The organism is Paenibacillus sp. IHB B 3415, from assembly GCF_000802655.2.
Classification (GTDB): Bacteria; Bacillota; Bacilli; order Paenibacillales; family Paenibacillaceae; genus Paenibacillus_AQ; species Paenibacillus_AQ phytohabitans.
In genome coordinates, this window is sequence record NZ_JUEI01000044.1 from 20,665 (window position 1) to 37,163 (window position 16,499).

Annotated in this window: 16 protein-coding genes and 1 riboswitch; of the genes, 15 read left to right on the forward strand and 1 reads right to left on the reverse strand. The window is 51.7% G+C overall.

What is annotated here, in order from left to right; all coding sequences use genetic code 11:
- Positions 1–117 precede the first annotated feature (117 nt).
- The 15 genes from QW71_RS19665 to QW71_RS19735 all read left to right on the forward strand — a co-directional run bounded on the left by QW71_RS19665 (position 118) and on the right by QW71_RS19735 (position 15,702).
- A complete protein-coding gene (locus QW71_RS19665; RefSeq protein WP_039302381.1) occupies positions 118–1,866 on the forward strand; it encodes a lipopolysaccharide assembly protein LapB in 1,749 nt (582 codons plus the stop codon).
- 144 nt (positions 1,867–2,010) lie between these two features.
- On the forward strand, positions 2,011–2,964 hold the full coding sequence (trxB, locus tag QW71_RS19670; RefSeq protein WP_039302384.1) for a thioredoxin-disulfide reductase: 954 nt from the start codon (positions 2,011–2,013) through the stop codon (positions 2,962–2,964).
- Between the two features lie 72 nt (positions 2,965–3,036).
- Positions 3,037–3,143, forward strand: a riboswitch (TPP riboswitch).
- A 169-nt stretch (positions 3,144–3,312) separates the two neighbouring features.
- Positions 3,313–5,007, forward strand: a complete 1,695-nt coding sequence (thiC, locus tag QW71_RS19675) for a phosphomethylpyrimidine synthase ThiC (RefSeq protein WP_152679810.1) — start codon at positions 3,313–3,315, stop codon at positions 5,005–5,007.
- 166 nt (positions 5,008–5,173) lie between these two features.
- A complete protein-coding gene (locus QW71_RS38110) occupies positions 5,174–5,971 on the forward strand; it encodes a class I SAM-dependent methyltransferase (RefSeq protein ID WP_052770093.1) in 798 nt (265 codons plus the stop codon).
- 139 nt (positions 5,972–6,110) lie between these two features.
- On the forward strand, positions 6,111–6,338 hold the full coding sequence (locus QW71_RS19685) for a DUF1858 domain-containing protein (RefSeq protein WP_039302387.1): 228 nt from the start codon (positions 6,111–6,113) through the stop codon (positions 6,336–6,338).
- A 14-nt stretch (positions 6,339–6,352) separates the two neighbouring features.
- Positions 6,353–7,612, forward strand: a complete 1,260-nt coding sequence (locus tag QW71_RS19690; protein ID WP_039302390.1) for a DUF438 domain-containing protein — start codon at positions 6,353–6,355, stop codon at positions 7,610–7,612.
- Between the two features lie 239 nt (positions 7,613–7,851).
- Positions 7,852–8,802 carry an ROK family glucokinase gene (locus tag QW71_RS19695; protein WP_039302392.1) on the forward strand — a complete coding sequence of 317 codons (951 nt, stop codon included), beginning with the start codon at positions 7,852–7,854 and terminating at the stop codon, positions 8,800–8,802.
- 46 nt (positions 8,803–8,848) lie between these two features.
- On the forward strand, positions 8,849–9,748 hold the full coding sequence (gene rapZ, locus QW71_RS19700; RefSeq protein ID WP_039302396.1) for an RNase adapter RapZ: 900 nt from the start codon (positions 8,849–8,851) through the stop codon (positions 9,746–9,748).
- A gap of 57 nt (positions 9,749–9,805) precedes the next feature.
- Positions 9,806–10,747 (forward strand): YvcK family protein, encoded by a 942-nt coding sequence (gene yvcK, locus QW71_RS19705; RefSeq protein WP_047013872.1) that lies wholly within the window; start codon positions 9,806–9,808, stop codon positions 10,745–10,747.
- Between the two features lie 19 nt (positions 10,748–10,766).
- Complete coding sequence (whiA, locus tag QW71_RS19710) at positions 10,767–11,696, forward strand: DNA-binding protein WhiA (RefSeq protein ID WP_039302402.1); 930 nt, start codon at positions 10,767–10,769, stop codon at positions 11,694–11,696.
- 97 nt (positions 11,697–11,793) lie between these two features.
- Positions 11,794–12,063 carry an HPr family phosphocarrier protein gene (locus QW71_RS19715; RefSeq protein WP_036651317.1) on the forward strand — a complete coding sequence of 90 codons (270 nt, stop codon included), beginning with the start codon at positions 11,794–11,796 and terminating at the stop codon, positions 12,061–12,063.
- Positions 12,064–12,136: 73 nt separating this feature from the next.
- Positions 12,137–12,673, forward strand: coding sequence for a GNAT family N-acetyltransferase (locus QW71_RS19720; RefSeq protein ID WP_039302409.1), 537 nt, complete (start codon positions 12,137–12,139; stop codon positions 12,671–12,673).
- Between the two features lie 94 nt (positions 12,674–12,767).
- The gene (locus tag QW71_RS19725) at positions 12,768–13,526 is read left to right on the forward strand and encodes an SIMPL domain-containing protein (RefSeq protein WP_039302413.1); all 759 of its coding nucleotides are present in this window, start codon (positions 12,768–12,770) and stop codon (positions 13,524–13,526) included.
- A 253-nt stretch (positions 13,527–13,779) separates the two neighbouring features.
- Positions 13,780–14,880 (forward strand): PdaC/SigV domain-containing protein, encoded by a 1,101-nt coding sequence (locus QW71_RS19730; protein ID WP_047013869.1) that lies wholly within the window; start codon positions 13,780–13,782, stop codon positions 14,878–14,880.
- Between the two features lie 183 nt (positions 14,881–15,063).
- Positions 15,064–15,702, forward strand: coding sequence for a GDSL-type esterase/lipase family protein (locus tag QW71_RS19735; RefSeq protein ID WP_039302416.1), 639 nt, complete (start codon positions 15,064–15,066; stop codon positions 15,700–15,702).
- An 86-nt stretch (positions 15,703–15,788) separates the two neighbouring features.
- On the opposite strand, the gene clpP is transcribed toward QW71_RS19735, so the two are convergent.
- Positions 15,789–16,385, reverse strand: coding sequence for an ATP-dependent Clp endopeptidase proteolytic subunit ClpP (clpP, locus tag QW71_RS19740; RefSeq protein ID WP_039302418.1), 597 nt, complete (start codon positions 16,383–16,385; stop codon positions 15,789–15,791).
- Positions 16,386–16,499: the final 114 nt, after the last annotated feature.

Below are 16,499 nucleotides of genomic sequence, written 5' to 3' on the forward strand. Positions count from 1 at the left end.
GTCCATAAATGGAAACGAAAAGAACACTTAAGACAGGGAGTATGGGTATATATTTGATGCCGCTCTCCTATTTTTCGTTAGGCTAGGGAAGCTTACAAAGGGAGGTGCCTTGCTTCCATGATTGAGAAAACTTCAGAGAATGATACGGACAGCGGTAATGTGATTCCGGTCACTCTGGATGCCAATTTTTTCTTTGAAAGAGCCGTACGGTCGCTTGACCGCTTTCAATATGATAAGGCATTAAAGAATTTTCGCAAAGCTGTTGAATATGAGCCGGATAATCCGGTGAATCATTGCAACATGGCGGGTATATTATCTGAGATGGGTAATTACACAGCATCTAATGAGATTCTGACCCATGTACTGGAGAAGATTGATCCCGCAATGACCGAATGTCATTTCTATATGGCTAATAATTACGCCAATATGGAAAGCTTTGAAGAGGCGGAGCGTTCACTGGTCACGTATCTGGAGGAGGATGCCAGCGGCGAGTTCATGGCCGAATCCGAAGAGCTGATGGAGCTGCTGCAATATGAGCTGAATCGTCCTGCTCCGCTTGTGCGGATCCGCAGCCGTGAGGGTGTGGTCGAGCATGACCGGGCCCGCAGTCTGCTGGAGGAGGGCAAGTTTCCCCAGGCTGTAGAGCTGCTGGAAGAGATCATTGCGACCTCGCCGGACTTTCTGGCTGCGCACAATAACCTGGCCCTTGCTTATTTCTATATGGGCCGGTTTGCCAAAGCGAAGGAATGCCTGAACGAGGTGCTGAAGCAGGACCCCGGTAATCTTCATGCCCTCTGCAATATGGCGATCTTCCTGCAGTATGCAGGTGACAAGGAGCAGCTGGATTCTCTGCTGGGCATGCTTGAAGCCACTGTGCCTTTTCATCAGGAGCATGTATTCAAAATGGCCACAACGATGGGCATCCTGGGCAGACATACCGCAGCGTACAGCCATTTCCGTCGTCTGCTGAAGGATGAAGAGGTCGCCGGAGACGCCGGCCTGTATCATTACTGCGCAGCAGCGGCCAGCAACAGCGGCCTCTACACTGAAGCGCTGCGCTGCTGGAGACAGGCTGCGAAGCTGGACCCTGAGTCGGCCGTGCCGGCATTCTTCCTGTCTCAGCTCCAGCAAGCCCGGGGAGAAGACAAATCCATGCCTGCTGTCAGCTATAACTACCAATTGCCTTTCCAGGAGCAGCTTAAGCAGTGGAAGGGGAATACAGGCAAGTTCACCGAAGAAGTGCGGAACAATCCGCTGCTGCGCGCCTCGTTCTTCTGGGCGCTGCGCTACGGCGATTCCTCCACGAAGCTGCAGGTGACCGAAGCCCTGCGCTGGATTGAGGATGAGGAGATGTCCGAGGTACTGCGCGGAGTTCTGGAGCATCAGCCGCTCCAGGAGGACCGGCTGCAGGAGGCGGCGCTGTTCAGCCTGCAGCGGCTGATTGGAGAGAATATGGAAGAAGCTGCAGTTCCTGAGGAAGAGCCGGTGCAAGCGGCTTCCAGCCCCAAGGGCCCGGCTGAATGGAAGGAAGACTGGCAGCGGATTATCGATCATACGGTGGCCATGATGGACCGGAGATATGATGCTGCGCAGAAGAAGGATGCAGAGTTTATCTGGAAGCAGTTCATCGGCAGCCTGTATCCGGATGTACCGTTATTCCGCAATGACGGCGGCTGGTGTGCGGCACTGGAGTATCTGACTGCCAGGCTGCACGGTAGTCCGGTCACTTTCCGCGAGGCGGCACAGCGTTACGGCGTCTCGGTCTCCATGGTAAGCCGTTATGCACGGCGGATCGACAGTGAATGCGATACCCAGGGCATGCTGCCGGGAACGGACGGCTTGTCGCCGTCCACCAACAATATTTGAACCCTTTTTTCAAATATAAGGATCTATATGTTTCTCACGATAACTTATCCTTATATTTCTCGCTGAAACGGTACCGTCCTAATAAAAGGACGATAAAGCCGTTTCCACTTGTAAATACAAACCTACTTGTAAGGAGGCAATGTAATGTACAAAACGATTGTAATCGGAACAGGCCCGGCCGGGCTGACTGCCGCGATTTATCTGGCGCGTGCGAACCTGAGCCCGCTCGTAATTGAAGGCTTGCAGCCGGGAGGACAGCTGACAACGACGACAGAAGTGGAGAACTTTCCAGGCTTCCCTGAAGGGATTCTGGGTCCTGATCTGATGGACAACATGCGTAAGCAGGCCGAACGCTTCGGCGCTGAATTCAAGAATGGCTGGGTGGAGTCGGTTGACTTCTCACAGCGTCCGTTCAAGGTGACTGTAGACGGAATGGGTGTACTGGAAGCGGAGTCGGTCATTATTTCGACCGGCGCCTCCGCCAGATACCTGGGTATCCCGGGTGAGCAGGAGAATGTAGGACGCGGGGTCAGCACCTGTGCGACCTGTGACGGATTCTTTTTCCGTAACAAAAAGATTGTCGTGGTCGGCGGCGGCGATTCCGCGATGGAGGAAGCCAGCTTCCTGACCCGCTTTGCTTCCAGCGTAACGCTGGTTCACCGCCGTCCGGAGCTGCGTGCTTCGAAGATCATGCAGGACCGCGCACGCGACAACAGCAAGGTGTCATGGGCACTGAACCGCACGCCGCTTGAGGTAACCGTCGGCGATACCGGAGTTAAGGGCATCACCGTCCTTAACAATGAGACGGGACTTACCGAGCTGGTGGAAGCGGATGGTGTATTTGTCGCTATCGGACATACACCGAATACCGCTTTCTTAGGCGGGCAGATTAACACCGATGCGAATGGCTATATAGTGGTTAACCCGGGCACCACAGAGACGAATATTCCCGGCGTATTCGCTTGCGGCGACGTGCAGGATACGCGTTACCGCCAAGCTATATCGGCAGCCGGAACCGGCTGTATGGCCGCCATGGATGCCGAGAAGTTCCTGGAAGGCACGATGGTGCATGACTGGAGCGAATCGCTCGATAAATAACCGGAGAAGGTTCTTGTTATTTACGGGTTTACAAAAAAAACCTATACCAGTAGAATGTATTTAATTAGATAAGATACCCACTAGGGGAGCCTGAATAGGCTGAGACGGGAAAAGTGAATTTCCGGACCCTTGAACCTGATCTGGATCATACCAGCGTAGGAAAGTGGAGTCGGACCTTTTTTTGAATACAGTCTTATTGGGCTGTTCCTTTGATAAAGCCGCTCCAGGTGGAGCGGCTTTTTGACTTGCAAGAATTCATATGCCTTGTGCTATACATGATTCTTCGGCTTAGTCTGCTGCGTGAAATCTTATCTGATTGGCTCATAGAGCGAAGAGGAGGAGATTAGAATGCCAGAAATGATGAAGAACGAAGAGGTGGACCTTTCCCGATTTCCTGCAAGCCGCAAAGTGTATGTAGAGGGCTCGCGCCCGGATATTCAGGTTCCGATGCGGGAGATCAGCCTCAGCAGAACTGAGGGCGTTGCCGGGGAAGAGGAGAACGAACCGCTGCGTGTCTATGACACCAGCGGAATTTACACCGATGCTGCGCAAGAGGCTGACATTCGGAGGGGGCTGCCGCCGCACCGTTTATGCTGGATTGCGGAGCGTGGCGATTCGGAGGAATACACCGGAAGAGCTGTGCAGCCGGAGGATAATGGAATCCGCAGGGGCGGGCCGCCCGCAGAGGCTTATCCAGGGCTGCAGCGGAGTCCCCTGCGGGCACATGCGGGCCGCAATGTTACCCAGCTGCATTATGCGCGGCAAGGGATCATTACATCGGAAATGGAGTATATCGCGATCCGCGAGAATACCCGGCCGGAATTCGTAAGGGATGAGGTAGCCGCCGGACGGGCCATTATTCCGGCCAACATCAATCATCCCGAGAGCGAGCCGATGATTATTGGCCGTAACTTCCTGGTTAAGATCAATGCGAACATCGGAAATTCTGCGGTGTCTTCTTCTATTGAAGAGGAAGTGGAGAAGATGCGGTGGGCGACCCGCTGGGGGGCCGACACCATCATGGACCTCTCCACCGGCTCCAAGATTCATACCACCCGTGAATGGATTACACGCAATTCTCCTGTGCCTGTCGGCACGGTGCCCTTATACCAGGCGCTCGAAAAGGTGAACGGCATAGCCGAGGATTTAACCTGGGAGCTCTATCGCGACACGCTGATTGAGCAGGCGGAGCAGGGGGTCGATTACTTCACCATTCATGCCGGGGTGCTACAGCGCTATATTCCGCTGACTGCCGGAAGAATGACGGGAATCGTATCACGGGGCGGCTCGATTATGGCCGCTTGGTGCCTTGCCCATCAGCAGGAGAACTTTCTGTACACACACTTCGAAGCTATATGTGAGATTATGAAGACGTATGATGTGGCCTTCTCTCTGGGGGACGGACTTCGTCCGGGTTCTATTGCAGATGCCAATGACGAAGCTCAATTCGCTGAGCTGGAGACGCTGGGAGAGCTGACAGCGCTGGCCTGGAAGCACGATGTTCAGGTAATGGTTGAGGGTCCGGGGCATGTGCCGATGCACAAGATTAAGGAGAATATGGACAAGCAGCTCGAGATTTGCCGGGAAGCCCCTTTTTACACCCTGGGTCCGCTCACTACCGATATTGCACCCGGTTATGATCATATCACTTCAGCCATCGGGGCGGCGATGATCGGCTGGATCGGGACGGCTATGCTGTGTTACGTTACACCCAAGGAGCATTTAGGTCTGCCTAACAAGAATGACGTGCGCGAGGGAGTCATTACCTACAAGATCGCTGCACATGCCGCAGACCTCGCCAAGGGGCATCCGGGTGCACAGGACAGGGATAATGCGCTGTCCAAGGCGCGGTTCGAGTTTCGCTGGCGAGACCAGTTCCATCTCTCTCTGGACCCGGAAAGGGCGCTGGAGTATCATGATGAGACGCTTCCTGCGGAGGGGGCGAAGCAAGCTCATTTCTGCTCTATGTGCGGTCCTAAATTCTGCAGCATGCGGATTTCGCATGATATCCGTAATTCCTACAGATTGAGCAGGTCGCTGTAAAAAAGGCAAGTCTCCTATAGCTATTTCCCTGCTGTCCCATGCTGTAAAAGGCGTGAGGGCAGCTTTTCTTATGCGCGAATAGCACAAGATTCATTCTCCCTATTATGTGAAACCAAGCACAAGCGTTGGCGTAGATAGCAGTATCCAAGTATAGGGAGTGAATCGAATGAGGAACAAAGACTGGCTCAAGGAAAGCGAACGTTTCAATGAAGCGGCTGAATACTATGATAGGTATAGACCCAGTTATCCATTCGCCCTGATTGAGCAGATTGTACAAGAAGCCTCTCTGACTACGGAGTCCAGAATTCTTGAGATCGGTGCCGGGAGCGGTAAAGCCTCCGAATTATTCCTGGACCGCGGGTATGAGCTGCTATGTATTGAACCGGGCCCGCAATTGGCGGAATTGGGAAGACAGAAGCATAGGGATAAAAACGTGCGATTTGTAACCTCCAGATTCGAGCACTGGTCTGGGCCGGAGAAGGATTTCGACCTGATCTTCTCCGCTCAAGCCTTTCATTGGGTGCCGCAGCCGGAAGGTTATAAGAAATGCGGGCGGCTGTTGAAGCCGGGAGGGCGGCTTGCGCTCTTTTGGAATTTTTATCTGCAGGGAGACAGTGAGATGGAGCAAGAGATTGCCAAGGTCTGTGCGGAGTATGAGGTATTCTGGTTTAATAAGCGGGATGTAATTGAACAGAGAGTGGAGCGGACAGTAGCCGAGCTAACCGGCAGCGGAGATTTCAGGGCACCGGATGTCTACCGGTATCCTTGGGACAGCAGGGATGACGCGGATAGCTTCATTAATTTCCTGCGGACCTGCAACGGGTTCATCGGGCTGAAGGAAGCGGAGCAGATTGAATTAAGCGCCAGGTTACATAAGCTGATCGGCCGGAATGGCGGCACCCTGCAAAGGCATTATATATGTACGCTTTTCATAGCCGAAGCCTTGAATTCTGTGAATTCTTAACATACATAGCTGTCCCTATGCTGTAAAAGGCGTATGGGCAGCTTTTTCTTATACTTAGTGACTGCAATCACAATTTACCCCCTTGCCCTATGCTAAGCTGTTGCTGAGAAGAATTCTCAATTGTGAGGTGTGCAAAATCATGGGCAAAGTGTTGAAGCTGAATGAATCTATATTGGAGCTGGTAACCAGGCACCCGGAAGCTGTAGATATTATGGCCGGTCTGGGTTTCCATGATATAACGAAGCCTGGCATGCTGCAGACGGCAGGCAGGTTCATGACATTATCCAAGGGCATGAAATTAAAGAGAATAGAGCTGGAAACCGTTCGGCTGGCCTTTGAGCAGCACGGCTTCGAGATTATTGAATAGAAGGAGAGAATATAATGAGCGAACTGATTAACAACCGTGAAGTAGATGTACCGGAGCAGACGCGCCGCCAGGCTATGCTGAAGGAGATCATCAAGGAGCTGCACGCGGGTAAAAGTGTAGAGGAAGTTAAGGCGCGTTTTGCCGAAGCGGTAGGCGATGTGACTGTAGCTGAGATATCTGCCATGGAGCATTCCCTGATGACCGAAGAGGGCATTCCGGTAGAGGAGGTGCAGCGCTTATGCTCCGTGCATACGGCTATCTTCAAAGGCTCGATCGAGCAGATTCACCGCTCCTCGAAGGCTGAAGAGCAGCCGGGACATCCAGTGCATACCTTCAAGCTGGAGAACCGTGAGATTGAACGGCTGGTTAACTTCCGGCTGGAGCTGCACACAGATAAGTTCAAGAAGAACGCCAGCGAAGAGATTATTTTCAAGCTGCTGGAGGACTTGAGTCTGCTGCTTGATCTCGACAAGCATTACAGCCGCAAGGAGAATCTGCTGTTTCCTTACTTAGAGAAGTACGGCATTTATGGTCCAACCAAGGTAATGTGGGGCGTGGATGACGGGATCCGCAATATGATTAAGGAAGCCAAGAAAGCACTCAGCGCGTACAACGGGGAGTCTGAGCAGATTGCAGCTTCACTGGAGGAGATCATTAAAGAAGTCAACGAGATGATCTTTAAAGAAGAGAATATCCTGCTGCCGATGGCGCTCGATAAGCTGACTGAAGATGAATGGGTCAAAATCGCCCGCGAAAGCGACGAGATCGGCTTCTGCCTGACCGCGCCGGAGCAGGAATGGATTCCGGAGCGTGCCGCTGAACCGGAAGGTGCCCAGAGTCAGGAAGAAGGAGAAGCCGCATCACCGCAGGGCTTCATCCGCTTCGAAACCGGGCTGCTGTCGCTCCATCAGCTCGAGACGATGATGAATCATCTGCCGGTGGATTTGACCTTCATCGATGAGAACGATGTGGTCCGCTACTTCTCGCATGGCAAGGAACGGATCTTCGCCCGGACCAAGGCGGTTATCGGCCGTACGGTGCAGAACTGTCATCCGCCGCAAAGCGTGCATGTAGTGGAGAAGCTGCTGGCAGATTTCAAGGCAGGCGTTAAGGATGCTGAGGATTTCTGGATTGCCATCAAAGATAAATTCATCTATATCCGCTACTTCGCAGTACGTGATGAGACCGGCCGCTATATGGGAACGCTGGAGTTCACACAGAATATTGCTCCGATCCGTGCCTTAGAGGGGCAAAAGCGTATTTTGTCGGAATAATGGCAGATTTACAGGGACCAGGGCAATAGAAGATTACTTTCGGACTTTCTTGCCTGCCGGGTGAGAAAGTCTTTTTGTTAGGCGGGTTGTCCGCGGATGGAGCATGTCAAAACATCCCATACCGCTTCCTGAAGAACATTGCCCCGGGTGTATCGCCTTTCCTTGACCGCAGGGGAGGCTTCTATTATAGTGGGTACGTAGGATTAACTATTTTAGCATAGAAAAAGGTGGCTTGTAACATGTCTGAAAATATCTACGTTGGCGTGGATTTAGGTGGAACCACGATTAAGGTTGGAATCTGCAATGCCGAGGGAAGCCTGCTGCACACTTACGAAGGTCCAACGGGGACCGCAGACGGCGTCGATGCCGTTATCGATAATATCGAGAAGTATGTGCGCCTGATTGTGGAGGACTCTCCGTATTCCTGGGAACAGCTTGCCGGTGTGGGAGCCGGGCTTGCCGGGTTTACGAATATTCGTGAAGGAATCATCATCCTTGCGCCTAACATAGGATTTAGAGATGTGCCGATCCGTTCCATTCTGGAAGGTCGTTTGAACAAGCCTGTCAAAATAGACAATGACGCCAATGTGGCTGCGCTGGGCGAGGCTTGGAGCGGTGCAGGACGCGGCATTGAAAATTGCGTCTGCTATACGCTGGGTACAGGGGTAGGCGGCGGAATTATTATCAATGGCAAGGTGTATCAGGGCTTTGCCGGTCTGGCCGGAGAGCTTGGCCATATCACAGTAGTTCCCGATCTGGAGGCTATCCAGTGCGGCTGCGGGAACATGGGCTGTTTGGAAACCGTTTCCTCTGCGACTGGCATTATCCGCATGGCGAATGATGCAGTGGCCCGCGGGGACCGCACCACTCTGTCCACGGTGGAGAAGATTGCGGCCAAGGAAGTCTTTGACGCTGCCAAGGCAGGCGATGAAGTCGCTCTGCGTATTGTGAACCGCGCAGCATTCTACCTGGGCAAATCGATGGCTGCGGTGGCTGCGGTACTGAATCCGGAAGTGTTTATCGTAGGCGGCGGCGTATCCAAAGCCGGCGATATCCTGTTTGATGAAGTCCGCCGTGTCTTCGCTAAGCTGACACCTGCGCCTCTGCAGACTGGTGTTACCATCGTGCCTGCGGAGCTTGGCAATGATGCCGGTATTATTGGTGCGGCAGGTCTTTTGCTGCGTTCTTAAGGAGCAGGAATTATTCATATACTAACCTTAGGGAGGGGACGCTCTAATGACCGAATTCGAGCAAATATCGCCCGGTCGTGCCACCCTGATCATTATTACAGGCATGTCGGGAGCAGGCAAGACGATTGCAGTGCAGAGCCTGGAGGATCTCGGCTTCTTCTGCGTCGATAATCTTCCGCCAGTGCTGATCCCGAAGTTCGCCGAACTGATTGAGCAGTCCAAAGGCAAAATCGCCAAAGTGGCGCTCGTGATCGACCTCAGGGGACGGGAATTCTTCACCGCTCTGTCGGAGTCTCTGGCCTATATCAAGGACGAGTCGACCATAGGCTTTGAGATTCTTTTCCTGGATGCAACAGATTCAGTGCTTGTACAACGCTACAAAGAGAGCCGGCGTCACCACCCGCTTGCTCCCAAGGGCATGCCGCTTGACGGTATCCGGATGGAGCGCCAAATGCTGGAGGAGCTCAAGAATTCAGCTACCCTGTGTCTGGATACCAGCAGCATGAAGCCTGCACAGCTCAAAGAAAAAATTGTATCACGGTTCTCCCATCTCGGGAAAAGCACCCTCTCCGTTAACATTACTTCGTTTGGGTTCAAGTATGGTATCCCGATTGATGCTGACCTGGTGTTCGATGTCCGCTTCCTGCCTAATCCGCATTATGTGGATCAGCTGCGGCCCAAGACAGGCCAAGACAACGACGTGTATGACTATGTGATGAAATGGCCTGAAACGCAGACGTTCCTGACCAAGCTGCTTGACATGCTTCAATTTCTTATTCCGCAATACCGCAAGGAAGGCAAATCCCAGATTATTATCGGCATCGGCTGTACAGGCGGCAAACACCGTTCCGTAGCCATTGCGGAATATCTGGGCAAAATGCTGGGGGTAAGCGAGACGGAATCGGTAGCAATCAGCCATCGGGATTCCGAACGTGATCGGCATTGACGAGAGAAGGGATGAGTAGTGACTGAAGAACAAGGGCAGCGTCCGAAGATCGTCGTCATGGGCGGCGGTACCGGGCTGTCTGTTATGCTTCGGGGATTGAAGGAGAAGCCGCTGGATATTACGGCTATCGTAACCGTGGCAGATGACGGGGGGAGCTCCGGGATTCTGCGCAGCGAGCTGCAAATGCCGCCTCCGGGAGATATCCGTAACGTACTGACGGCTATGGCGGATGTAGAGCCTCTGATGGCTCAGATCATGCGCTACCGTTTCAGTACCGGAGAGGGTCTTGCCGGACACAGCCTGGGCAATCTGATTCTGGCAGCGCTGACAGACATCTCCGGTGATTTCGTTACTGCAGTCAGAGAGCTTAGCCGCCTTTTCGCCGTCCGCGGCCGGGTGCTGCCCGCTGCAGGCGAAGCGGTGGTACTGCACGCCGAGATGTCGGATGGTACCCTGATTACCGGCGAATCCAAAATACCGGAGGCCGGCGGTGTAATCAAGCGTGTGTTTCTGGAGCCTGCCGATGTGGAGCCTCTGCCGGAGGCGCTGGAAGCGATCCGGAATGCGGATGCCATTCTGCTCGGTCCGGGCAGTCTGTATACAAGCATTCTGCCGAATCTGCTGGTGCCGAAGCTGGCTGAAGCCGTTGTAGCCTCGGATGCGATCAAAATATTTGTATGCAATGTAATGACCCAGCCCGGTGAAACGGATAATTATACGGTCAGTGATCATCTTCAGGCGGTGTACGACCATATCGGACTGCATCTGTTCGATTATGTAATTGTGAACGATGGAGAGATCCCGGAGCAGGTACAGATCAAATATGCCGAGAAAGGCGCACGTCCGGTGCAGCTTGACCGCGATGTCGTTGACGGCAACGGATATAAGGTAATTGCCGACAAACTGGTATTATTTAAAACCTATTTGCGGCATGATACAGATAAGCTTAGCCACCATATTTTCCAGCTGGTTCAGGATTGGATTGACAGAAAGAGTTAACATGAAAGAGGTGAGCCCCTTGTCTTTTGCGGCCCTTACCAAAAAAGAGCTGACGATGGTCGAGAGCCAGCCCTGCTGTGAGAAAGCGGAAATGTCAGCGCTGATCCGGATGAATGGTTCGGTGCAGCTTTCGAGCAAAAAGGTTGTTCTCGACATTTCGACGGAGAACGCCGCGATTGCAAGGCGGGTATATTCTTTACTTAAGAAATATTACCAGGTCCATATCGAGCTGCTCGTGCGTAAAAAAATGCGTTTGAAGAAGAATAACGTCTATATCGTAAGAATCCCAAACCGGGTTCAGGAGATCCTGAAGGATCTGCGGATTGTCTCGGAAGGCTTCATCTTCACCGATGGGATCGATGATGAAATCGTCGGCAAGAACTGCTGCAAGCGTGCTTACTTGCGCGGGGCCTTCATGGCTGGCGGTTCGGTGAATAATCCGGAGGGTTCCTCGTACCACCTGGAAATTGCTTCGATGTATGAGGAGCACTGCAAGGCGCTCGTGGAGCTGGCTGGTGAATTCCACCTGAATGCCCGCTGCATAGAACGCAAGAAAGGCTTCATCCTATACATCAAGGAAGGCGAGAAGATTATTGAATTCTTAAGTTTGATCGGAGCCCATCAGGCACTGTTCAAATTCGAGGATGTACGGATCATGCGCGATATGCGCAACTCCGTTAACCGGATCGTCAACTGCGAAACGGCCAATCTTAACAAAACGATCAGCGCCGCGGTACGCCAGATTGAGAATATCAAGCTGCTGCAGCGTGAGGTGGGACTGGAAAGCTTGCCGGATAAGCTGCGCGAGGTTGCGGAAATCAGACTTGCACACCCGGATATCAACCTGAAGGAAGTTGGCGATATGCTGGGCGGCACCGTCAGTAAATCAGGCGTAAACCACCGTTTGCGCAAAATTGATGAGCTGGCTGACAAGGTGCGGGGCAGTTGATTATTTTTTTTCTAGTGCGGTAGAGGTTATAATGATATAATATTATAAAATTAATGTGAAATTTTTGGGCAGATCTCAAATAGGGGGTAAGCGTTTCATGACAAAGCACCCGGTAGTTGTTCGGTTGAAGACGGGGCTCCATGCTCGGCCGGCAGCATTGTTTGTGCAAGAAGCTAATAAGTTTTCGTCGGAGATTTTCGTGGAAAAAGACGATAAAAAAGTTAACGCCAAAAGTATCATGGGCATTATGAGCCTTGCAATCAGTTCCGGTACGGAGATTTATATCAGCGCAGATGGCGCAGATGCGGAACAAGCTGTAACCGCTTTGACAAGTCTTGTCAGTAAGGAAGAACTCGAGAATCAATAAATGGTACAACGTCTTACCGAAAGCCCTTAGGGGCTTTTTTTCATATTATTGATGTATAAGGGGAGATACACAGATGCAAATCCAAGGCAGTGAGGTAACATTAGTGGAGCCTACAGAAGCTCTCAGGGAGCCCTATCTGGCATTTTATGAAGAGTGGAAGGCCAGCGGAGAATCATTCGTTCCCTGGGTAGTCGAGATCGATCCTGCTGACTTTTCCGGTATGCTTCAATCTCTGCGTGAGCATGCCGGCGGTGTGAATATCAAAGACGGATGGGTGAGCAGTTCAACCTTCTGGCTGGTGACAACGGATCAGCGGGTGGTGGGTGCCGTGAACATCAGACACCGGCTGACGGAAACGTTACTCCGTACAGGCGGGCATATCGGCTATGGCGTGGTCCCTTCGGAGCGCAGACAGGGGTATGCCAGTGAACTTCTGAGGCAGGCTCTCCTGAAGGCGGGGGAACTGGGTATAGAGAAGGCACTCGTGGTCTGCGACGCCGTCAATACAGCTTCGGAACGGACGATCCGCAAGAATGGCGGAATAGAGGATAGCGAATATATCGAGGAGGACGGGAATGTCATCCGGCGTTTTTGGATAGAGACGGAATAAATTATCAAATATCGTACATACGGTATGCAACTTTTGCCATGCTGGTCCGTCTAGAGGGTACCAACACTTAAAGAAGCGAAAGGGGATGGCAGGCATGATGAAATTTGGCAAATCAATCGGAGCAGTGCTGCTGGCAGGAAGCTTGATTATAGGAGGAATGGGGCTGAGCGGGGTGCTAAAAGGTCCTGAAAAGGCTTACGCTGCCGACGAGGTGCAGAAGAATATTGTGAGCGTGGTGGGCAAGGGTGAACTTGCGATCAAACCGGATATCGTTTATCTTTCGATTGGGGTAAGTACCACTGCTGATACTGCGCAAGAAGCGCAGAAGGGTACCGCAGCAAAGATTGCGAAGCTGACTGCATTATTCAAGACAACCTGGGGAATTGCCGACAAGGATATTCAGAGTACCCAGTTCTATGTACAGCCTAATTACGTCTATAGCGAAAAGGAAGGCCAGCAGGTTAAAGGCTATAATGCCCAGCATACGCTGAAGATTTCCTACCGTGATCTGACTAAGGTCGGACAATTGCTGGATGCAGCATCTACGGCAGGCGCGAACAATATCGGCAATGCAACCTTTGCGATCGAAGATCCATCAGCCTTTGAAGCACAGGTCATCGAAAAAGCAATGCTGAACGCAGATGTAAAAGCGGCAGCGATTGCTAAAGCGGCGAAACGCGGACTCGGCCAGGTGGTAACGGTCATTCAGAACGACGACGGGAATAACCCGGTTGTCTTCGTTGAACAGAACGCCATGTCCAAAGCAGCGAATGATTCAGCTGCCGGAAGCTCCGTAGAACCCGGAGAAGTTAAAGTAACCACTCAGCTGAGTGTGACTTATGAATTGAAATAAAGTGACCGCGAAGAGGCGCTTGCTCTGCTGTTTATGGCAGGGCGGGCGCCTTTTTTAGAAGAAATTTTCGTTGAAATCTCTCAAATTGTTTAAATAAATGTAATAAGGTTGATAGAAAGACTCTTCAATCCTTAAGAAACTGTAAAGCGCATTGTAACATCCGCCGATCTTCTTATCCCTATAATAGGAAGAGTGAAGCTGAGGGAACACATCACGTAACTATCATCGTACCAGCGGAAGGGGAAGAACAACAATGAATTATACTTCGAAGAAATACGCCCGTAAATGGGGCGCAGGAATGATTGCAGCGGGAATGCTAATCGGTGGAGGTGTACTCCCGGTAGGCATTACCCAGGCTGCTCCAGCGGCTGCTCAGGTGAAGGCTGCCTCCTCCCCGGTCGTGCTGAAGGTAAACGGTAAGATTACAGCGCAGACAGGGCTTTTCCAAGACGGAAAGGTATGGATTCCGGTAACGTTTATGCGCGATGCGCTGGGGATGCCGCTATCTTATGATAAAGCTGAGAAGACGTATACCATCGGTACAGGTACTACACAAACTAAACTGACGGTTACTGAATACTATACTACGATTAAAGTGAACAATTATTTTATCGGCGAATATGAAGTGAAGAATATGGATAATCGCTTCTATATTTCGTTTGACCTGCTCAGCGATTACTTAGGCTACAAGGGTGACTGGAGTGCCGCTACGGGACGGCTCAATGTGATGAAGAAAACGCAAAATGCGGTAACTATAAAGACTGAGAGCTATGTTAAGGACCATAAAGATGCACCGGTAAAGCTGGATTATCCACAGGTCAGCGGTCTTGCAAGTAGCGAGGCTGAGAAGGCAATCAATGATACAATCAAACAGACGATTCAGAAATACGCGGCTTACGCCGAAGATCAAATCTCCCTTAAATCCGAGGACGATCGTCCGTATGAATTCGAAGGCGGTTATGTGGTCACTTATAATCAGGACGGCGTGCTCAGTCTGATCACGAATCAATACGGGTACACCGGCGGCGCACATGGATCGACTATCCGCAATGCCTTTACCTTCTCACTTAAAGACGGCAAACGCCTGCTGCTGGGGGATTTGTTCAAGGCTAATCCTAACTACAAGAAACAGCTGAATGCCAAGGTATCTACTGAAATCAAAGCAAACGGAGGTTATCTGGGAGGATTCACAGGCCTGAATACAGAGAAATACTTCTATCTGAAAGAGGGCAAAGCCGTGCTCTTCTTCCAGCAATATGAGTATACTGCATACGCTACAGGCTTCCCGGAGGTAATCTTCAGCTTCAAAGAGCTGCTTCCCGATGGAGGCAGTCCGTTCGCGGCACTGAAATAACGAATAAGACTCACAGTTCCAGTCAGTTCCGATAGCTTCATCTATCCTGCCCTTGCGTTTCCTCCGGGAGACATAAGGGCAGAATTTTTTTGCAGGCCTATTAAGGCCGCCCTGCCGTTACCACATCCCCCGGGCAGTCATAAGCTAAAGAAAGCAAGCAGCTTATAGCGGGGAGGGAAGGATATGGTCTATCAATATACGGCCATTGGTGATTCATTAACGACAGGATTCGGGGCTCTGCCCGGGAACGGATTTGTTCCCGTCTACCGCCGGATGGCGGAAGGGCGGCTGCAGACTCCGGTGGCTTCAGCGAATCTTGGAGTGAACGGTCTGACAACAGCGGGGCTGGAGCAGCGTCTCAAGACAGATGGCGGCTTTCGTTCTGCGGTTAAGGATGCGGAGATCATCACCGTCTCTATTGGCGGCAATGATCTGATTAAGGCTGCCAAAGCCGCTGCGGGGAGGCCAGGTGAGCTGAATGGATATCTGCAAAAAGCGCTCCGGGAATGCAAACGGAATTTCAGTGATATTATGAGTACTCTGGCACAGCTGAAGGCGGGTACGCGAAGTCCTTACATTATCCGGATTGTAGGTCTCTATAATCCGTATCCTCAGGTGGATGCGGCTACAGATTGGGTGCGGCAGTTCAACCGCTATGCTGCCGGCTACAGCAGTTATGCCGTAGGATTTGCTTCCATTTATCATGAATTTGCCGGAAATGAGCGGGGGCTGCTGTTCCTGGATCATATCCATCCGAACGGCAGAGGCTACCGGGTGATCGCCGGCAAGCTGGATGCCCTGGGATATGGAAACTTGAGGTGAGTCATCAGTATATATGCCAAATAAAGAGGCTGCCGCAGACCTGTAGGTCCGTGGCAGCCTCTTTATTTGTTGGTGAAGTATAGAAATTAAACGCCAGCCGGCAAGGTCTTCTCAATGACTTTATCGACAATGCCATATTCAGCTGCATCGGCAGCACTCATGAAGTAGTCGCGGTCGGTATCCTTCTCGATCTTCTCGATCGGCTGGCCCGTACGTTCGGACAGGATACGGTTCAGCTTCTCGCGCAGCTTGATGATGCGGCGGGCGCGGATTTCGATATCCGAAGCCTGACCCTGGGCACCGCCGAGCGGCTGGTGAATCATAATTTCGCTGTTCGGCAAGGCAAAGCGTTTGCCCTTGGCGCCGGCGTTCAGCAGGAAGGCTCCCATGGAAGCGGCCATCCCTACACAGATGGTGGATACATCCGGTTTAATGTACTGCATTGTATCAAATATAGCCATACCCGCTGTAATGGAACCGCCAGGGCTGTTTACATACAGGTGAATATCCTTATCCGGATCCTCGGCAGCCAGGAAGAGCATTTGTGCGATGATGGAATTGGCTACCACGTCATTAACCTCCGTTCCAAGGAAAATGATGCGGTCCTTCAGCAGGCGGGAATAGATGTCATAAGCGCGCTCACCGCGGTTGCTCTGTTCTACTACCATAGGAATATAACTCACGTGGAAAACCTCCTTGAAATTGGTGCTTCGAATGTGTTCATTTTTTACTGTTACCGTATTAACCACATGATAAACAAATTCAAACAAAAAGTCAAAGAAAGTCAAACTTAGATT